Raw genomic sequence first — 18,192 nt, forward strand, 5'->3', positions numbered from 1 at the left:
GCTTTGGACATGATTTGGTGATATTAAGCACAATCGTGGATGTGAGTATGGTTCATCACAGATGTCAAGATGACCGGGTTCGGCCCTTGCAATCGTCTCGTGATGGGGCATGAATGAAATGATGATGCTGCTCTCACCCCGGAACATCCGCGACGCCGCTTCGAATGCGACTCAGAAAATACTTCGAGGCAGGCTGGCCGATCTGCGGCCCATGCCGTCCGAACTGATCGACCAGGGGCCCGAACGCCGGCTCTACCGCTACCGGCCCTCGGGAAAGGTGATCCCCACCGGCCCACCGGTGCTGCTGGTGCCGCCACCGGCGGCGTCCGCGGCCGCCGCCTTCGACCTGCGGCGCGGCTGCAGCCTGGCCGAGCACCTGGTCTCCACCGGCCGCCGGACCTACCTCCTGGACTACGGGGAGACCCGCCTCCAAGGCCATGACCCGGGCCTGGAGACCTGGGTGGACGAGGTTCTGCCGGAAGCCGTTGCCCGCGTCGCCGAGGACGTGGACGGCCAACCGGTGCAACTGGTCGGCTGGTGCCTGGGCGGGATCTTCTCCGTCCTCACCGCCGCCGCCCACCCCGGGCTGCCCATCGCCTCCGTCACCTCGATCGCCGCGCCGGTCGACTTCGACGCCGTCCGCCCCGGCGGGCCCCTGCGCGGCCTCACCCGGCTCGCCGGAGGCGCCGAGACCGCGCTGCTCGAGGTTTTCTCGGGAATTCCGCGGGCGTCGGCCGAGCACGGTCACCTGATCCCGGGAATCGACAGATATCTGACGCGTCCGATGACGGTGCTGGCCAACCTCGACGACGCCGACTTCCTCGCCCAGATCGAGGCCGTCGACGCGTTCACCGAAGAAATGCTCGCCCGTCCCGGGCGGCCCGCCGCACGGATTTACGACGCCCTCTTCCAGGAAAACGAACTCGCCCGCGGGGACGTCCGCGTCGGCGACCGCCGGGTGGCCCTGTCGCAGGTGCGGGCGCCGGTACTGGTGATCGCCGGACGTGACGACGAACTGGCCCCCTGGCGGTCGGTGCACCCGCTCACCCGGCTGCTGCCGGGCTCACCCGACGTGCGGTTCCACACCGCGCCGGGCGGGCACCTGGGCGTCCTGACCGGAAGGAAGGCCCGGACCACCACCTGGGCCAGGCTGGACGCCTGGCTCGCGGAAGGGTCGGTCAGGCACGGCCTGCGGGCGGCGCGGGCGCCCCGGGAGAGGCAGCTCTCCCGGTCCTGAGCTCAGCTCCCGGCCGGAGCGGCGTCGTCGCCGGGGCCTGTCGGCTCCTCGGCGGGCCGCTCCGGCTGCTTGGCGGCACGGATCCTGATGCGGCCGGAGTCCAGGTCGGGACGGTTGCCGCCGGTGCCGGCCTGCTGGTGGTCGTCCACCCTGCGCAGCTTCTCGGCCTCCTGCTCCTGCAACTGGATCTTCTTCGCGCCGCTGAACGCGGCGTGCAGATCCTCGAAGATCCCGGCGCCGAAGCCGGCCCCGGCCTCGCCGTCGCCCCGCAGAGCGCTCATCAGGCCCCCGCCCCCTGTGCCCTCCTGGGCCCACTCGGGTACGGCCATCTTGGCCTCCAGCTTGGCCCTCTGGGCCTGCTCGTCGGCCTTCTTCGACCGCTTGCGGCGGCGGAACGGTGACTTCACGAACTCTCCAACGATTCCATGCTCGTGTTTGATCCCGCCGGCCCGGCCGGGTTCCGCCGGTCCGGGCACGATAGCCGCGGGCCGCCTTCGCCGGAGCCGGATCCAGGAAGACCGGTGCCAAACCACGATAACCTGCGGGACGTGCGTCTCTCCGAACTCATCCAGGTGATCGAGAACCGATTCGACCCTTCCTGGGCGGAGTCTTGGGATGCGGTGGGACTGGTCTGCGGTGATCCGGACGCCGAGGTCACCTCGGTGCTGCTCGCCGTCGACCCGGTGGCCGCGGTGATCGACGAGGCCCTGGCCGAGGGCGCACAACTGCTGGTCACCCACCATCCGCTGCTGCTGAGGCCGGTCCACGGGGTGCCCGCCACCACCGCCAAGGGGCGGACGGTCCATCGGCTGATCACCGGCGGATGCGCGCTCTACACCGCGCACACCAACGCAGACGTCGCCGACCCGGGAGTGTCGGACGCGCTGGCCCGCGCCGTGGGCCTGGACGGGCCGCTGCGCCCGCTCGGCCCGTCCGCCGACGACCCCCGCAGGGGGCTGGGCCGGATCGGCGAACTCGAGCACGCGATCCCGCTGAGGGAGTTCACCGCGCGGGTCGCCGCCGGGCTGCCCCGGACGGCCTGGGGCGTCCGGGCCGCCGGAGACCCCGAACGCCCCGTCCGGACCGTCGCGGTGTGCGGGGGCGCCGGCGACTCCCTGATCGAGACGGCCCGCGCCGCGGGCGCCGACGTCTACCTCACCGCGGACCTGCGGCACCACCCGGCCTCGGAGTCACTGGAGAAGAGCCCGATGGCGCTGGTCGACGCCGCGCACTGGGCCACGGAGTGGCCCTGGCTGGCCGACCTGGCCGCCCTGCTCAGCCCGAATGTGAAGACCCGGATCTCCACGCTGGTCACCGACGCGTGGTCCCATGCCGTTGAAGGAGTTCAGTGAAAGCCGCACAACAAGACCAGCAGCGTCTGCTCGACCTGCAGGAACTGGACTCGAGCCTGGACCGTCTGGCCCACCGCAGGCGCACCCTGCCGGAGATCGCCGAACTGGCGGCCCTGCAGGAGAAGGCCGCCGAGCTGCGTGACCGCCTGGTCACCGCCGAGACCGACGTCAGCGACCTCGACCGGGAGCAGGCCAAGGCCGAGCAGGACGTCGACCAGGTCCGCGTCCGGGCCGACCGGGACTCCAAGCGCCTGGACTCCGGCATGGTCACCTCCGCCAAGGACCTGGCGAGCCTGCAGTCCGAGCTGGCCTCGCTGCAGCGCAGGCAGAGCGACCTCGAAGAGGTCGTCCTGGAGGTCATGGAGCGCCGGGAGGAGGCCGGGGGGCGGGTCGCCGAACTCCGCGCCGAACAGGCCGGGCTCGACGCCGGCCTCCAAGAGGCCAAGAGCCGCAAGGCCAAGGCCGAGCAGGAGATCGACGGACAGACCGAGCTGACCCGCTCCGCCCGCGCCGGGGTCGCCGCGGACATCCCCGCCGACCTCCTGGCGCTGTACGAGAAGCTGCGCGAGCAGTTCGGCGGGGTGGGCGCGGCCCCCCTGACCCGGGGCCAGTGCCAGGGCTGCCGCCTGGCGCTGAACACCTCCGACCTGAACCGGATCCGGGCCGCGGCCCCCGACGACGTCGTCCGCTGCGAGGAGTGCCGCCGCATCCTCGTCCGCACCCCAGAGTCGGGTCTGTGAGCCGCAAACTGGTCGTCGAGGCCGACGGGGGCTCCCGGGGCAACCCGGGCCCCGCCGGCTACGGCGCCGTCGTCCGCGACGCCCTCACCGGCGAAGTCCTGGCCGAGACCGCCGAGGCCATCGGCAGGGCCACCAACAACGTCGCCGAGTACCGCGGCCTCATCGCCGCGCTGCGCGCCGCCCGCGACCTCGACCCGCAGGCCCGGGTCGAGGCCCGGATGGACTCCAAGCTCGTCGTGGAGCAGATGTCGGGCCGCTGGCAGATCAAGCACCCCGACATGAAGCCCCTGGCACTGGAGGCCCGGAACATCGCCTCGGGCTTCGCGTCGATCACCTACAAGTGGATCCCGCGCGCCCGCAACTCCCACGCCGACCGCCTGGCCAACGAGGCCATGGACGCGGCCGCCCGCGGCGAGGAGTGGACGCCCTCCGGGGACGTCGCGGAGATGTCCCCCAAGACCCAGGCGCCGTCCCCGGAGGCGAGCGGCGCCAAGGCCTGGATCCCGCCGTCCACGACCCCCACCCGCACCCTGCTGCTCCGCCACGGCCAGACGCCGCTGTCGATCGAGAAGCGTTTCGCCGGCGTCGGGGACACCCCCCTGACCGACCACGGCCACGCCCAGGCCGCGGCCGCCGCCAAGGCCCTCGCCGAACGCCGGATCGACGTGATCGTGACCTCGCCGCTGCGCCGCGCCCAGGACACCGCCCGAGCCGTCGCGGACGTCACCGGCGCCGAGATCCGCACCGAGGAGGGCTTCCGCGAGACCGACTTCGGCGCCTGGGAGGGCCTGTCCTTCCCCGAGGTCAAGTCCCGCTGGCCCGAGGAGCTCTCAGCCTGGCTGGCCGATCCGTCCTACGCCCCTCCCGGCGGCGAGAGCTTCGCCGCCGTCGCCCAGCGCGTCTCCACGGCCCGTGCCAAGCTCCTGGTCCGCCACCGCCAGAAGACGGTCCTCGTCGTCTCCCACGTGACCCCCATCAAGATCATGGTCCAGCACGCCCTGGAGGCCCCCACCGCCACCCTCTACCGCCTCCACCTCGACACGGCGTCCCTCTCCACCGTCGACTGGTACGCCGACGGCCCCGCAGTGGTCCGCTCCTTCAACGAGACCCACTACCTCCCCTGACCCGTCTGTGAGAAGGCAAGGGTCCATGACGCCGGGTTCCAGGGGATTACGAGTGATCTCCGAAGAGGAAGCGGCGTGGCACGCTGAAGCCGATCAGACGTTCACCCGACTCCTGGCCGAAGCGAAGGCGCATCCGCGGACACCCCGTTCCCGGGAAGAGGGCGACCTGGAGGGCGAGGCGGTGCAGTGGCTCATCGGCATCGCCCTGCGCTGCGAAGACCACGAGTACATCGAAGGCTGGTGCGTCCGCCTCGGCCGAGGACTGCCACCGGGGCATCACATGCTGGGCTTGGCGGCGCTGTGCCTCGGACACTCGACCCGCCGCTTCGGACGCGTCAGCGAGGAGGCCAGAGCCCTGGTCGAGGAATTGGCCGGGCGTCACCGCCAGAACCGGGACGACGTCGACGCCCGCGCCCTCAGCGGCCTCGACGACGTCGACCACTTCGCCCCCCGGCACCCGCGACTGGCGAAGATCACCCGATGGATCACCGCCCTGTGGTACCGAATGCACCGGCCCTGACCCTCCCGCTCCCACACGGCCAAGAAGATGTCATCCGACGCAGCCCGGACCAACAAGAAATCCCGGGCCGCTGACCTGGGGCTTTGTGGTGAAGGCGGCGGACGAGTCGGCCTGTAAGCCGGGTTCTGTGCTCCCGCTCTGGGGGAGTGGCGGCCATCCATCTCGGGGCGTCGTTGCCGACGTCCTCCAGCGACCTACCCGCGGACTCGGGCGAGCAGCCCTCGGGCGTCCGCTGTCTGGTCTTGCTCCGGGTGGGGTTTACCTAGCCGCGCGGGTCACCCCGTGCGCTGGTGAGCTCTTACCTCACCGTTTCACCCTTACCGCCCGCGTGAGCGGGAGGCGGTCTGTTCTCTGTGGCACTGTCCCGCGGGTCGCCCCGGGTCGGTGTTACCGACCACCCTGCTCTGTGGAGCCCGGACTTTCCTCGGCGGGGGACGAATCCCCCGACGCGGCCGCCCGGCCGGCTCGTCCGCCGTAGCCCCCATCTTAGTGGGCGGGGAAAAGCGGAGACGCACGCCCGTTCGGGCGTGCGTCTCCGGTGGAGCTCAGAGAAGGCGGCGTGTCTTTTACTTGGAGGCGCTCTTCACCATGCCGGGCTCCTCCGCGGGGCGGTCCGCGGCGGCGGCGAGGACGAACTCCTGGCGGGGCTGCTCGATGCTGCCCAGGGAGACCGTCTCGCGCTTGAAGAAGAGGGCGAGGGTCCAGTCGGCCACGACGCGCACCTTGCGGTTGAAGGTGGGGACGCGGGACAGGTGGTAGGTCCGGTGCATGAACCAGGCGGCGAAGCCGCGCTGCTTGATGCCGTAGACGTGGGCGACGCCCTTGTGGAGGCCGAGGCCCGCCACCGAGCCGACGTAGGCGTGGCGGTAGGGCTTCAGGGACTTGCCGCGCAGCGCCGCCACGAGGTTCTCCGCCAGGACCTTGGCCTGGCGCACCGCGTGCTGGGCGTTGGGGGCGCAGAACTCGCCCTCCTTGGTCAGGTCGGGGATGGCCGCGTTGTCACCGGCGGTGAAGGCGCGGACCGTGCCCTCGATCTGGAGGAACTCGTTGCCCTTGACCCGGCCGCGCTCGTCGACGGGCAGGTCGGTGGACTTGGCGAGCGGGTTGGCCTTGGCGCCGGCCGTCCACACCAGGGTGTTGGTCGGGAAGCTCTCGCCGTCGGACAGCTCGATCTGCTTGTCGACCGCCGAGGTCAGGAAGGTCTTCAGCTTGACCTCGATGCCGCGGCCGCGCAGCTGCTCGGCGGTCCAGCGGCCCAGCTCGGGGCCGACCTCCGGCAGGATGCGGTCGGACGCCTCGACCATCACCCAGCGCATGTCGTCCGCGCGCAGGTTCGGGTACATCTTGATCGCGTCGCGGGCCATGTCCTCCATCTCGGCCAGGGCCTCGATGCCGGCGAACCCGCCGCCGACCACCACGAAGGTCAGCGCCTTCTTGCGCAGTTCCTCGTCGTCGGTGGAGCCGGCGATGTCCAGCTGCCCCAGGACGTGGTTGCGCAGGTGGATGGCCTCGCCGATGGTCTTGAAGCCGATGCCGTTCTCGGCCAGGCCGGGAATCGGGAGGGTGCGCGAGACCGAGCCCGCGGCCATCACCAGGTAGTCGTAGGTGAGGCGCTGCGGGGGGCCCTCGACCGGCTGGATGATCGCCCAGCGCTCGGAGTGGGACAGCTCGGTCACCCGGGCGGTCACGATGTCGATCTTCGGCAGGACCCGGCGCAGCGGCACGACGACGTGCCGGGGCGAGAGGTTGCCGGCCGCGGCCTCGGGAAGGAACGGCTGGTAGGTCATGTACGACTGCGGATCGACGATCGTGACCTTGACCTCGCCGCGCTTCAACTCGCTCTTCAGCTTCTTCTGAAGGCGGAGCGCGGTGTAGAGGCCCACGTAGCCGCCGCCGACGATGAGAACGTGCGGGGCATCGGGGTTCGCGACAGGCCTTCTGGCCATCTCAGAGCTCCTAGAGTCACTTTGTGAAGACATTCACAATGTAGCGGACGTAGCTTGCCTGGTCCAAGCCAGAACATCAGAAGATTCAAGGAAATTCCTTGAATCGTAAACTTGGAGCGATCTAGGAGCGTGAACTACGACACAAGTTTCTGTTCGGCGAAGAACCTGACCCCTCCGCATGACCAAGGTCACATGTCCGGTACGGGAGCGTACGCCCTGTGGAAGCTGATCCGCGGCCGTGCCCGAGGCCGTAGGGTGGTCCGGCGGGGACGCCGCCTGCCGCGCCCTCGCGTACGATCGTCGGCCGGGAGTGCTGATCGAATGAAGATGACCTCGGGACGGGTCACCGTCCTCGGTGTGACCCTGATGTCCCTGCTGTCGGGCTGCGGCGTCGTCGGCAGCGGATCCGGCGACGGAGGGGAACTGGCGGAGTTCACCGTCAGCAGCCCGGCCTTCAGCGACCTCAAGGACATTCCCGACCGTTACGCCTGCGCGGCCTACGGCGGCCAGGGCAAGACGCTGCCGCTCCACTGGTCGGGCGTGCCCGAGGCCAAGGCCTTCGCGATCGTCGTGGACGACCCGGACGCTCACAGGGGCACCTATATTCACTGGGTGCTCGCAAACCTGGACGGAACCACCGCGGACCTCGTGGAGGCCTCACTCCCGGACCACGCCGTCCAGGGGCGCAACTCAGCGGGCCAGGCGTCCTATGCCGCGCCCTGTCCCCCCAAGGGGGAGCGGCACAGGTACCGGTACACGGTCTACGCGTTGAAGGAGAAGGTGCCGGCCGACCAGGTGGCGAAGCTCGAGGACTCCCTGCCCGCCATCGCCGAGCGGACCGTCGCGCGAGGACGGATAACCGGCTATCTGGGGCAGAACGCCGACTCGTGAGAGTCGGCGTATCTGTGGCCAAGACAACGGAGATCGTGTGATGGTAGAGGCTCACGAAGGGTGTGGCGCGGGCCATAACGGCCGGTTCGCCTCCTCGGGGGTTTCGTCGAGCACATTGGTGGGGAGCGGGACACCCGGCGCGCGCCGGACGATAATCGGGACAGGGCTTTTCGGAGCGAGGCCGGACCTCCTCGCCGGGCCATGGCATGGGGTGGATCGATGATCTTTGTTGTTGGCGGTCTGGTACTGCTCGTCGGCCTCATCGTGGTGCTCGTCGTGCTAGGGATGCGCGCGGGTCGCGAACACGATGACGACGACTGGATGAACGACGACCCGCAGCCGCGCGGCCGTCGTTCCGGAGACCAGGACGAGGGCGCCGCCGCCGACCGCAGGGTCGCCGGGGGTCCTCTCTCCGCGCCCACCGACGCAGCTCCCGCCGAGCCCCGCCGCGGCAAGAAGAAGTCCGAGCAGATGGGCGACGACGACTACTGGGCGACGATCACCTTCGACAAGCCCAAGTTCCCCTGGCAGCAGGAGGGCGCCAAGGCCGCCGAGCAGCCTTCGGTCGCCGACCCCCTGGAAGCCGCCGAGCCCGAGCCGGTGCAGGCCGCCGCAGGGCCGGACGGATACGCCGACGGCTACAACGACCAGTACGCCCACGACCAGTACGGCAATGAGCAGTACGCCGACGGCCAGTACGCCGACGGCCAGTACGGCAATGAGCAGTACGCCGACGGCCAGTACGCCAACGACCAGTACGGCGACGACTACTACGCCGGCCAAGGGGCTCCGCAGGCGCCCGGCGGCTACGAACCGGAGCCCGTCGTGCGGGGCTGGCAGGTCGACGAGCCGATGACCAGGTTCGACCAGCCCGCCGTCCGGGACTTCGATCCTCCTTACGACTCGCAGCCTTCGTACGACCAGCCCGCGGTCTATGACCAGCCCGCCGCCTACGACCCGCAGCCTTCGTACGACCAGCCGGCCGTCTATGACCAGCCCGCCGCCTACGACCCGCCGCGTCCGCCCGTTCCGCCGCAGGCCGATCCGCTGGGCCTGCCGGACCCGTTCGCCCGGCCCGCCGCGGCCCGCGCCGAGAGCCGTGACCCGGAGGCCACCCAGGCCTACTCGATCGGCGGCCCGTCCCTGGGCGGCCCGCTGGGCGGCGCCCCCTTCAACCAGAACCCGCTGGGCACCGGCCCGCAGAGCGCCGGTCCGCTGGGCACCGGCCCGCAGAACGCGGGGCCGCTCGCCGGAGGCCCCCTCGGCACCGGCCCGCAGAACGCGAACCCCCTGAACACGGGACCCCTCGGCGGTGGTCCGCTGGGCTCGTCCTCCTCCCCGCTGACGTCGGGGCCGCTGGGCACCGGCCCGTCTCCGCTGACCCCGCCGCTGGGGGGAGCCCCCTCGTCCTACGGCGGCCAGCAGGAGCCGCAGCCGGCCACGGACACCGACGGCAACCGCCTGCCGACCGTCGACGAACTGCTCCAGCGCATCCAGGCCGACAGGCGCAAGCCCGACTCGTCCGCGTCCTACGGCGGCTCGGCCCCGTTGAACGACCCGCTCAACGACCCGTTGAACCCGTCGGACGGGGAGTACGGCTCCAGCTGGCAGTCGTCCTCGCCGCCGCGGTACGACGACTCGCTCGGCGGCTCGCCCTACGGCGCAGAGCAGGGCTACCCGACGGCACCCGCCTACGGCGGCGAGGCCGCTCCCCGCTACGACGATCCGCTGGGCGGATACGGCAGCCAGCCGACCTCCTCGTCCTACGGCGCGTACCAGCAGGGTCAGGACTCCGGCGACGCCGGCCGCTACAGCGACTTCAGCGGCCCCAGCTTCCCGGGCTCCGCCGGGGACCAGAACACTCCCTACAGCGCCCCTCCGGCCGAGCAGCCGCCCTACGGCGGCCAGTACGGCGACCAGCCCGCCCCGCGCTCTACCGAGGAATGGGACAGTTATCGCGATTACCGTCACTGAGTTTGACCCTCAGTGACTCTCGGCTTGTGGTTCGATACGGAGTGTGACTTTCGAAGCACAGGCCGCAGTGAAACGTTTCCTCTCGCCCGGCCAGGACATACCCGCCTCGTTCGTGGTGTTCCTGGTCGCGATGCCCTTGTCGCTCGGTATCGCGGTCGCCTCGGGAGCCCCCGTGGAGGCCGGACTGATCGCCGCGATCGTCGGCGGCGTCGTCGTGGGCGTGCTCGGTGGCTCGCCGCTACAGGTCAGCGGCCCCGCCGCAGGCCTCACCGTGATCGTCGCCTCGATGATCGAGACCTACGGCTGGCGGGCGACCTGCGTCATCACCATGTGCGCCGGCCTCCTGCAGATCGCGCTGGGCGCGTGCCGGGTGGCGCGGACGGCGCTGGCGGTGTCCCCCGCGGTGGTGCACGGCATGCTGGCGGGCGTCGGCGTGGTGCTGGTCCTGTCGCAGCTGCACATCGTGCTGGGCGGCAGCCCGCAGCACTCGGCCCTGGCCAACCTGGTGGAGCTGCCCCGGCAGATCCTGACCCAGCACTCGCTGGCGGTGATCCTGGGTGTGCTGACCATCGCGGTGCTGCTGCTGTGGGAGCGCGGTCCGTGGCGCCGGGTGCCGGCGCCGCTGGTGGCGGTGGCCGTGGCGACGGCGGTGTCCTGGTTCGGCGGGTTCGACGTCCCGCGCGTCGATCTGCCGGGGAGCCTGCTCGTGCACTGGGGGCCGCCCTCGCTCCCGCAGGCGCCGCTGCATGACCTGGTGGGCGCGGTCGTCGCGGTGGCCCTGGTCGCCGGGGTGGAGTCCCTGCTGTGCAGCGTCGCGGTGGACAGGATGCGCCCGGTGGGGGTGCCGCGCAGCGACCTGGACCGGGAACTGGTCGGCCAGGGCGCGGGCAACTTCGTCTCGGGTCTCCTCGGCGGCCTGCCGGTCGCCGGGGTGGTGGTCCGCAGCACCACGAACGTGAGGGCCGGCGCGCTGACCCGGGGCTCGACGGTGCTGCACGGGGTCTGGGTGCTGGTGCTGGCCCTGTCCTGCGGGGCGGTGCTGGAGCAGATCCCGCTGGCGGCGCTGGCGGCCCTGCTGGTGGCGCTGGGCCTTCGGATGATCGACCGTTCGCATCTGCGCGGCCTGCGCCCGCACCGGGAGACCCTGATCTACTGGGTGACGATGGGCGGCGTGGTCGTCCTGGGCCTGGGCGAGGGGGTGCTGGTGGGGGTCGGGCTGGCCGCGTGCCTGGCGCTGAGGCGGCTCACCCGGGTCGCGGTGCGCACCGAGCAGCGGGACGGCCGGTGGCATGTGGTGGTCGAGGGCTCGTTGACGTTCCTGGGCGTGCCGAGGCTCACCGCCGCGCTCGCCGAGGTTCCGCCGGGGGTTCCCGTGGATCTCGACCTCGATGTTGACTTCATGGACAACGCGGCTTTTGACGCTATCCATACCTGGCGCGTTTCACACGAACGCCTTGGAGGTAGAGTCGACATCGATGAGATCCATGAATCTTGGTATGAGAGCGCGATGACCGGAGAATCCTCCCCGCCGCGTAAATCTGCGGGTTCCTCCCGCTGGTGGGCGCCGTGGGCGAACCGTAATCGAGGCCAGATCGAGCCACTCGAAGAGGCCTCTCCCCGAGAGATCCTGCTGGCAGGGGTACGTGAGTACCACGGGAGTACAGCCCGGTTGGTCCGGCCGATCATGGCCGAGCTCTCCATGGCCCAGACTCCTGACCACCTTTTCATCACTTGCGTCGATTCACGTGTAGTGCCCAATCTCATCACGGCCAGCGGGCCTGGTGATCTTTTCATCACACGAAACGTCGGGAATCTCGTTCCCCGTTACGGGGCCCGCGTCCCCGACGACTCGGTGATGGCCTCCGTGGAATACGCGACATCCGTCTTGAATGTTAAGACGATCACTGTCTGCGGCCATTCCATGTGCGGTGCCATGGCCGGTGTGCTGGCGGGGGGCAGTGAGATCGAGCATCTGCCCCAGCTGTCGAACTGGCTCAAGCACGCCAACCACAGCCTCGACAGGTTCCTGCACCAGCCGGGCCCCGAGGGCACGGAGACGCCGCTGGCACGGCTCTGCCAGGTCAACGTCATGCAGCAGCTCGACAACCTGCTCACCTACCCGTGGCTGAAGCGCAGGGTGGAGCTGGGCGAGCTGGAGCTGGTCGGCATGTACCTGGACCTGGCGACCGCCAAGGTGCACATCCTCGACCCCGAGCAGGGCAAGTTCCTCACCGTTCCCGACTCGGTCTCGGACAGGTCGGCCCGGTCCAGGGGCACCTCACAGGGAACGACGGCCTCTCCCGCCTGACGACGGGACGGCCCCCGTCCGTACCGCGGGCGGGCCACTGGAGACGACGGCGGGGGCCGTCCGGCGACGCCGGGCGGCCCCCGGCCGTGTGCGCCGCCGACGGCCCCGGCCTCGGAAGGCGTGGCACCGTACCGAGCTCAGTTCTGCGAAGGCTCGGGCGGGTCCAGCAGGAACGGTGCGATCCAGGCGGGATTGACGGAGGAGGCCAGGCGCAACGCGTCTTCCTCCGCGAGGTCCAGCGCGTCATAGGCGCCCTCGCCCGCGCCGACCGCGACGGTCAGAGTGGCCAGACCGCTGCGGCGCTGGAAGAGGGACTGGCGGAAACGCCATCCGACGACGGCCCGGTGCTCGATGATCTGCTGGTTGCGGACCAGGGAGCCCGAACGCATCGAGAGGAGGCCGCCGTCCGAGGCGTGGCCGAGCTGGGCGTAACGGTCCAGGGCCAGCGGGACCGCGGCGACGGCGGCGACGGCCGCCGCGACGGCGAGCCACGGCGGTCCGGTGGTGACCGACAGGACGGAGACCGCCAGGGGAGGCAGGACCGCGCGGGTGAGCCTGCGGTTGAGAGCCGACTTCGGATGGCGGGTCAGCGGCTCCTTGAATCTGCCGACGACCTCTTCCGTCACATGCAAGGCGGCCTCCCGCGGGGCGGTGGGCAGCAGCCGGCCACGGTGTTCCGCGTCGCCGAGACCGGTGACGAGAGCCGTCAGGCGGACCACCTTCTTACGGCGTTCCAAGGGGTTGTCGCGTAGTTCGACACCGCGTATCCGGCGGCGTTCGAGCGTCACGCTTCGCCTTGTCACCAGGCCGCGTTCGGCGACGAGTGAGCCCTTCTCGTCCTCTCCGGGCACGGCGCGCAGCGTGAAGTCCCAGTTGAACCAGGTGAAGACCAGGATGGACGCGACGGGCATCGCCAGTGCCAGCAGCAGAAGGGCGACGATCCCCAGGACCGGGGGCAGCCCCACGACCCTGTCTCCCAGATGGGAGAGCGTGCCCTGGGAGACGATGCCGAGCTCGGTGTTGAGGTTGTAGAGGGTGCCCAGGAGGCTTCCGAGCAGGGCGAAGGGCGTCAGCAGGTAGGCGCCGCTGAGCGGGGCGTACCGGTACCAGGTGGGGTCGGCGCGGGAGATGATCTGCTCCTGTGACGGTTCCGCCCCCCGGCCCAGCAGCAGTTCCCGCAGCCGTGCCGCCTCCCGGCGGGACACCGCGTTCAGGACTCCCTCGTCGCCGCCCGCCGCCGCGTCGATGCGGACGACCGCCAGGCCCAGCACCCGGTGGAGGAAGCCGGCGGTGATGTCGACGCCCCGGACGCGCTCGATGGGGATCGTCTTCACCGACCTTCCGATGAGCTGGTGGCGCAGCTCGATGCGGTCGTCGGCGACCGTGTAGGTGAACGTCCACCAGCGGACGATCTGATGGATCAGGCCGAAGCCCAGGGCCGCCACCGCGAAGTAGAGTCCCACCCCGCCCTCGCTGACGAGCAGGGCCGTGACCGCCACCGCGAGCAGCGCGAGCGTCTCGCGGACCGCCCCGACGATCCAGGTGAGCGGGCTGAGCCGGCGCGGCGCGTCCGCGGGGAGGCGCCGCCGGGAGCCGCCGCTCATGTGGCGTCGTCGCGCAGGGCGTGGGCGCGGTGCGCGAGCTCGGCGGCGAGGGAGGTGGCGGTCGGCAGTGGCAGGCCGGAGAGCTCAGAGGAGCCTTCGTGCGAGGCGGTGCTGATCCGCAGGGTGGCCAGCCGGAGCAGGCGCTCCAGCCAGCTCTGCTGGGCGTCGACCGTCTGGATGCGGCTGACCGGCACCAGCAGCCACTGCCGCTGCAGCGCCCCGATCCGGAGGTAGACCACGTCTGAGCTGATCTCCCACCGGTGGACCCGGTAACGCCAGTAGGGGATGGTCAGGACGCACAGGGCCGTCGCGGCGAGGGCGAACCAGGGCAGCCAGGCGAACCGCCAGGTCCAGTCGGCCCTGGCGGCCCAGCCGCTCAGCGCGAAGGAGCAGCCGGTCAGCACCGCGCCGCCGAGCAGCAGTTCCACCGCCCACTTGGCCATCGCGCGAGCCGACACCCGGTGCGCGGGAGGCCTCAACCGCGAGTTCACACAGATCACCCTATGCGGCCGGGGCCGCGGTCCTCCGGAATGTCAGACCCTCTGCGTACCGTTCGTGTTGTGGTCGGGATCTCTTCGGCCATGCGGATCCGCGAGTACGAGGCCGTACCGGTGCCCGCCGGCCGGCTGGAAGCACGCCGCCGGCGTGCGGGTGGCGCCTTCCGGAAAACCGTTGGCGCCCTGAGGAGGCGTCCGCCTACCGTGACCCGGTCGGTGCGCCGCCGCACGAGACCACAGATCGAGGAGATCATTCGATGACCTACGCCATCCAGGCCGAGGGCCTGGTGAAGCGCTTCGGTGAGACCCGTGCCCTGGACGGGGTGAGCCTCGCGGTACCGCAGGGCCGGGTCCTGGGGGTGCTGGGGCCGAACGGGGCGGGCAAGACGACGACCGTCAGGGTGCTCGCCACCCTGATCAGACCGGACGAGGGCCGCGCGACGGTGGGCGGCCACGACGTGGTCAAAGAGGGCCATCAGGTCCGCCGGCTCATCGGGCTCACCGGGCAGTACGCCGGCGTCGACGAGATGCTCACCGGCACCGAGAACCTCGTGCTCATCGGGCGGCTGCTCGGGCTGAGCCGGGCCGGGGCCAAGGCCCGCGCGGCGGAGCTGCTGCGGCGGTTCGAGCTGTGGGATTCCCGGGACAGGGCCGCCAAGACGTTCTCCGGGGGGATGCGGCGGCGGCTGGACCTCGCGGCCTCACTGGTGGGCCACCCCTCCATCCTCTACCTGGACGAGCCGACCACCGGCCTGGACCCGCGCAGCCGCAACGGCCTGTGGGAGATGGTCCGCGGGCTCGCCGACGACGGCGTCACCGTCCTGCTCACCACCCAGTACCTGGAGGAGGCCGACCAGCTCGCCGACGAGATCGTGGTCATCGACCACGGCAGGGTGATCGCGGAGGGGACCTCCGACCAGCTCAAGGCACAGACGAGCGGGCAGGTGCTGGAGTTGCGGCCGGTGCGCGGGCAGGAGGTCGACAAGGCCGCGCTGGTCGTCGCCGAGCTGCTCGGCGCCGTCCCCGAGGTGAACCAGGGACTGCTGTCCGTGCCGCTGGCGGATCCCGCGGCGATGCCCGCGGTGGTGCGAGCCCTGGACGACGCCGGGGTGCTGGTGGGCGAGCTGTCGCTGCGCAAGGCCAGCCTCGACGAGGTCTTCTTCGCTCTCACCGGCCACCGGGCCGAGGACGACCAGGCCTCCTCCGACTCAGGAAAGGAAGAAGCGGCCGTATGACCGCAGTGACCTCAGCCCCGCAGGCGGCCCTCCTCCCCAGGAAGGTCACGCCGCTCACCGCCCTGCGCAACGTGCTGACCCTGGCCTGGCGCGGGCTGGTGCAGATCAAGCACAATCCGATGGAACTGGTGGACCTCAGCATCCAGCCCATCATGTTCGTGCTGCTGTTCGCCTACGTGTTCGGCCCGTCGATCTCCGGCAGCGTCGCCGCCTACCTGCCGATCGTCATCCCCGGCATCATTGCGCAGAACGCGTTGTTCGCCTCGATGAGCACGGGTTTCGGGCTCAACGTCGATGTGACCAAGGGCGTCTTCGACAGGTTCCGCAGCCTGCCGATCGCCCGGACGGCACCGCTGCTCGGCCGCATCCTCGCGGACGTGGTGAAGCAGGCCTGGTCGATGCTGATCGTCCTGGTGGTCGGCATCGCCATCGGCTTCCGGGTCGAGACGGGAGTGGTGGGCGTGCTCGGCGCCTTCCTCCTGCTCCTGGCCTTCACCCTGATGTTCGCCTGGATCACGGTGCTGGTCGGCCTCACCGCCAGTGATCCGGAGAAGGTCCAGGTCTTCGGCTTCACCGCGATCTTCCCGCTGACCTTCCTCAGCAACGCCTTCGTGCTCCCCGCCGAGGGCAGCCCCGGCTGGCTGAAGACCTTCATGACCGACATCAATCCCGTCTCCCAGCTCACCAGCGCCCTCCGCGGCCTCCTGGTGGGCGGCCCCGTCCTCGAGCACGCCGTGGTCGCCCTGACCTGGGGCGGCGCCATAGCCGCGGTCTTCATCCCGCTCTGTCTCCGCGCGTTCCGCCGCAGGGTCTGATCCTCGAGCCCCGAAGGCGCACGGCCCTCCGGACTTCCGGGAGGCCGCCCCGGCGAAGCCCCGGCATCCGCCGGGGCTTCGTTGCGTTCGGCGAAGACGACGGTTCCGCCGGAAACCGGTGCGGGAGACACGACCCCGCCGGACACGAGGAAAGCCCCGGCCAGGGCCGGGGCTTTCGACGGGTCGGGGTCAGTCGGGGCGACGGGCGCCGAACATGATCTCGTCCCAGGAGGGGACGCTGGCGCGGCGGTTGCGGGCCGGGCGCTTGCGGGGCCGGGGCTCGGCCTTGGCCGGGGCGGCCGCCGCGGCGGCGGGGACCGGGGCCGGCTTGGGGGCGGGCTTGGGCTTGGGCGGTTCGCGGCGCGGCTCGGGGACGGTGGGCTGCTGGGCCACGGCGGGCTGCTCTGCCGGAGGCGGCGCGGGCCGGTCCACGGGAGCGGCGGGCTTGGGAGCCACGTCGGGGTGCACGGGATGGGCCGCGGCCGGCGGCTCGGCGGCCCGGGCGGGCTGCTCGGGAGCGGCGGGTGCGCTCTCCTGCCGGTCGGCGGGCCTCTCGGGAGCGGACCGGGCGGGCTGTTGCTCGGACACGGGGTCCGAGGTCGCGGCGGCGGCCTCCGCGGCGGGCCCGGCGGACTCGCCGACGGAGGTGGCGGGAGCGGGCGCGTCCTCGGAGAGGGCAGGGTCCGTCTCGGCGGCGGTGGCATTCGGAGCGGCGGAGGCCGCGGGAACGGGCTCGCCGGAGGGCTCAGCGGGAGCCTGCGCGGCGGGGGCGGACGGCCGGGAGTCGGCGGTCGCCGCCTCGGCGGCGGGCGAAGGAGCGGACACCGGAGACACGGCGGGCCGCGGATCGAGCGTTTCCCGCTCGTCCTCGGCGGGCCGCTCGGAGGCGGAGGCGTCCGCCGCGGGCGTGTGCTGCGGCGCGGAGCCGGCGGCGCCCGTGTCGGCGGGCCTCTCGGCGGAAGGGGCCCGGGCGGGCTCCTGCGGGGCGGGCGGAGTCAGGGAGACGGCGGAGGGGTGGGCGGAGGGGGCCTCGCCGGGGTCGCGGCCGGGAGGCGGGGGCAGGACGGTGGGCTCGCCGTCGAGCAGGGCGCTCAACGCCTCCAGGTCGGGAAAGTCGGCGGCGCGGGCCTCGCGCTGGAAGCGTTCGGGGGTGAACGGCTCGGGGTTGAGCGGGGTGGCGGCGGGCGGGACGGGCTGGGACAGCGGCGCGAAGGGGCGGCCCGCGGGGTAGTCGCGCCGCTGGTCTGAGACGATCTTCATGGCGGGGCGGCGCAGCGGGGTGACCGTGTCGGCGAGGGGCGGCGGTTCCTCCGCGGTCAGCGAGCTGAGCCGGACGGCCTCGTCGTCGAGGGCGCGCACGACACGGCGGCGCGGGTCGAACTTCCACTCGGCGGCGTGGGGACGGCCGCCGTCGTAGAAGGACAGCCGGACCTGCCAGCTGTTGTCCTCGCACTTCCAGGCGTCCCAGGTGACCTCTTCGAGGTCGGCGCCGCGGTGGCCGAGGCGTTCCTCGACCAGTTCGCCCAGCGGGGGTCCGGGCGTGGACTCGCCGGGGGTGCGCATGACGCAGCGCTGGGCCTGCTGGGCCATGTACTCGCGTTCCTGGAGGACCGGCCCCTCGAACCAGCGGACGCGTTCAACCGGGATGCCGGCCGAGTCGGCGATCTCCTCGGCCGTCTCTCCAGCGCGGATGCGGGCCTGGATCTCCTTGGGGCGCAACGGACTCTCCACTTCGATCTCGAACTGACCGAGACGGGAGAAGTGCCCGCGGATCGCGGCGCGCAGCCGGTCGTCCACGGGCAGGGTGAACCGGGTGCCCCGGCCGGCGGTGGCCAGCACGAGGTACGAACCGTCCTCGCTCACCGCCACGAGGCGCAGCTCCTGCATGCGTGTCCTTCCCAGCCTTGTCCCCGGCCCTCATCCCAAGCACCGTCCTTGTGACAGCGGGC

General features: G+C 71.4%; 15 protein-coding genes and 1 other RNA gene. 10 read left to right on the plus strand and 6 right to left on the minus strand.

Annotated elements, in window-relative coordinates; translation table 11 throughout:
• Positions 1–211 precede the first annotated feature (211 nt).
• Positions 212–1,237: an alpha/beta fold hydrolase gene (locus tag ABGB12_RS14420; RefSeq protein ID WP_347677948.1), complete on the plus strand. Its 1,026-nt coding sequence runs from the start codon at positions 212–214 to the stop codon at positions 1,235–1,237.
• A 2-nt stretch (positions 1,238–1,239) separates the two neighbouring features.
• On the opposite strand, the gene ABGB12_RS14425 is transcribed toward ABGB12_RS14420, so the two are convergent.
• Entirely contained in the window at positions 1,240–1,644 is a 405-nt protein-coding gene (locus tag ABGB12_RS14425; RefSeq protein ID WP_347677950.1) for a DUF6191 domain-containing protein, read from the minus strand.
• A gap of 141 nt (positions 1,645–1,785) precedes the next feature.
• Here ABGB12_RS14425 and ABGB12_RS14430 point away from each other — a divergent pair, with 141 nt between their 5' ends.
• Genes ABGB12_RS14430 through ABGB12_RS14445 form a run of 4 tightly spaced genes read left to right on the plus strand, consistent with a single transcriptional unit; the run spans position 1,786 to position 4,973 of the window.
• Positions 1,786–2,589, plus strand: coding sequence for a Nif3-like dinuclear metal center hexameric protein (locus tag ABGB12_RS14430; protein WP_347677952.1), 804 nt, complete (start codon positions 1,786–1,788; stop codon positions 2,587–2,589).
• Positions 2,586–3,329, plus strand: a complete 744-nt coding sequence (locus tag ABGB12_RS14435; RefSeq protein ID WP_347677954.1) for a C4-type zinc ribbon domain-containing protein — start codon at positions 2,586–2,588, stop codon at positions 3,327–3,329. Before ABGB12_RS14430 ends, ABGB12_RS14435 begins: the two co-directional genes overlap by 4 nt.
• Positions 3,326–4,453 carry a bifunctional RNase H/acid phosphatase gene (locus ABGB12_RS14440; RefSeq protein WP_347677956.1) on the plus strand — a complete coding sequence of 376 codons (1,128 nt, stop codon included), beginning with the start codon at positions 3,326–3,328 and terminating at the stop codon, positions 4,451–4,453. Before ABGB12_RS14435 ends, ABGB12_RS14440 begins: the two co-directional genes overlap by 4 nt.
• A gap of 52 nt (positions 4,454–4,505) precedes the next feature.
• A complete protein-coding gene (locus ABGB12_RS14445) occupies positions 4,506–4,973 on the plus strand; it encodes a hypothetical protein (RefSeq protein WP_347677958.1) in 468 nt (155 codons plus the stop codon).
• 98 nt (positions 4,974–5,071) lie between these two features.
• Here the strand turns inward: ABGB12_RS14445 and rnpB are convergent.
• An RNA gene (rnpB, locus tag ABGB12_RS14450) (RNase P RNA component class A) lies at positions 5,072–5,441 on the minus strand.
• 98 nt (positions 5,442–5,539) lie between these two features.
• Positions 5,540–6,919 (minus strand): NAD(P)/FAD-dependent oxidoreductase, encoded by a 1,380-nt coding sequence (locus ABGB12_RS14455; protein ID WP_347677960.1) that lies wholly within the window; start codon positions 6,917–6,919, stop codon positions 5,540–5,542.
• A gap of 321 nt (positions 6,920–7,240) precedes the next feature.
• Here ABGB12_RS14455 and ABGB12_RS14460 point away from each other — a divergent pair, with 321 nt between their 5' ends.
• The 3 genes from ABGB12_RS14460 (at position 7,241) to ABGB12_RS14470 (ending at position 12,092) form a co-directional block, all read left to right on the plus strand.
• A complete protein-coding gene (locus ABGB12_RS14460) occupies positions 7,241–7,810 on the plus strand; it encodes a YbhB/YbcL family Raf kinase inhibitor-like protein (protein WP_347677962.1) in 570 nt (189 codons plus the stop codon).
• Between the two features lie 219 nt (positions 7,811–8,029).
• Entirely contained in the window at positions 8,030–9,784 is a 1,755-nt protein-coding gene (locus ABGB12_RS14465) for a hypothetical protein (protein WP_347677964.1), read from the plus strand.
• Between the two features lie 43 nt (positions 9,785–9,827).
• A complete protein-coding gene (locus ABGB12_RS14470; protein WP_347677966.1) occupies positions 9,828–12,092 on the plus strand; it encodes a SulP family inorganic anion transporter in 2,265 nt (754 codons plus the stop codon).
• A 137-nt stretch (positions 12,093–12,229) separates the two neighbouring features.
• On the opposite strand, the gene ABGB12_RS14475 is transcribed toward ABGB12_RS14470, so the two are convergent.
• A complete protein-coding gene (locus ABGB12_RS14475) occupies positions 12,230–13,696 on the minus strand; it encodes a PH domain-containing protein (protein ID WP_347677968.1) in 1,467 nt (488 codons plus the stop codon).
• On the minus strand, positions 13,693–14,187 hold the full coding sequence (locus tag ABGB12_RS14480; protein ID WP_347677970.1) for a PH domain-containing protein: 495 nt from the start codon (positions 14,185–14,187) through the stop codon (positions 13,693–13,695). The genes ABGB12_RS14475 and ABGB12_RS14480 overlap by 4 nt, the downstream gene beginning before the upstream one ends.
• Positions 14,188–14,450: 263 nt before the next feature.
• Here ABGB12_RS14480 and ABGB12_RS14485 point away from each other — a divergent pair, with 263 nt between their 5' ends.
• Together ABGB12_RS14485 and ABGB12_RS14490 are read left to right on the plus strand one after the other, a co-directional pair.
• A complete protein-coding gene (locus ABGB12_RS14485) occupies positions 14,451–15,428 on the plus strand; it encodes an ATP-binding cassette domain-containing protein (RefSeq protein WP_347677972.1) in 978 nt (325 codons plus the stop codon).
• Entirely contained in the window at positions 15,425–16,243 is an 819-nt protein-coding gene (locus ABGB12_RS14490; protein WP_347677974.1) for an ABC transporter permease, read from the plus strand. Before ABGB12_RS14485 ends, ABGB12_RS14490 begins: the two co-directional genes overlap by 4 nt.
• Positions 16,244–16,432: 189 nt before the next feature.
• Here the strand turns inward: ABGB12_RS14490 and sepH are convergent, their stop codons facing one another.
• Positions 16,433–18,130, minus strand: coding sequence for a septation protein SepH (sepH, locus tag ABGB12_RS14495; protein WP_347677976.1), 1,698 nt, complete (start codon positions 18,128–18,130; stop codon positions 16,433–16,435).
• Between the last annotated feature and the right edge of the window lie 62 nt (positions 18,131–18,192).

The sequence above is a fragment of the Actinocorallia sp. B10E7 genome (genome assembly GCF_039871655.1).
Classification (GTDB): Bacteria; Actinomycetota; Actinomycetes; order Streptosporangiales; family Streptosporangiaceae; genus Actinocorallia.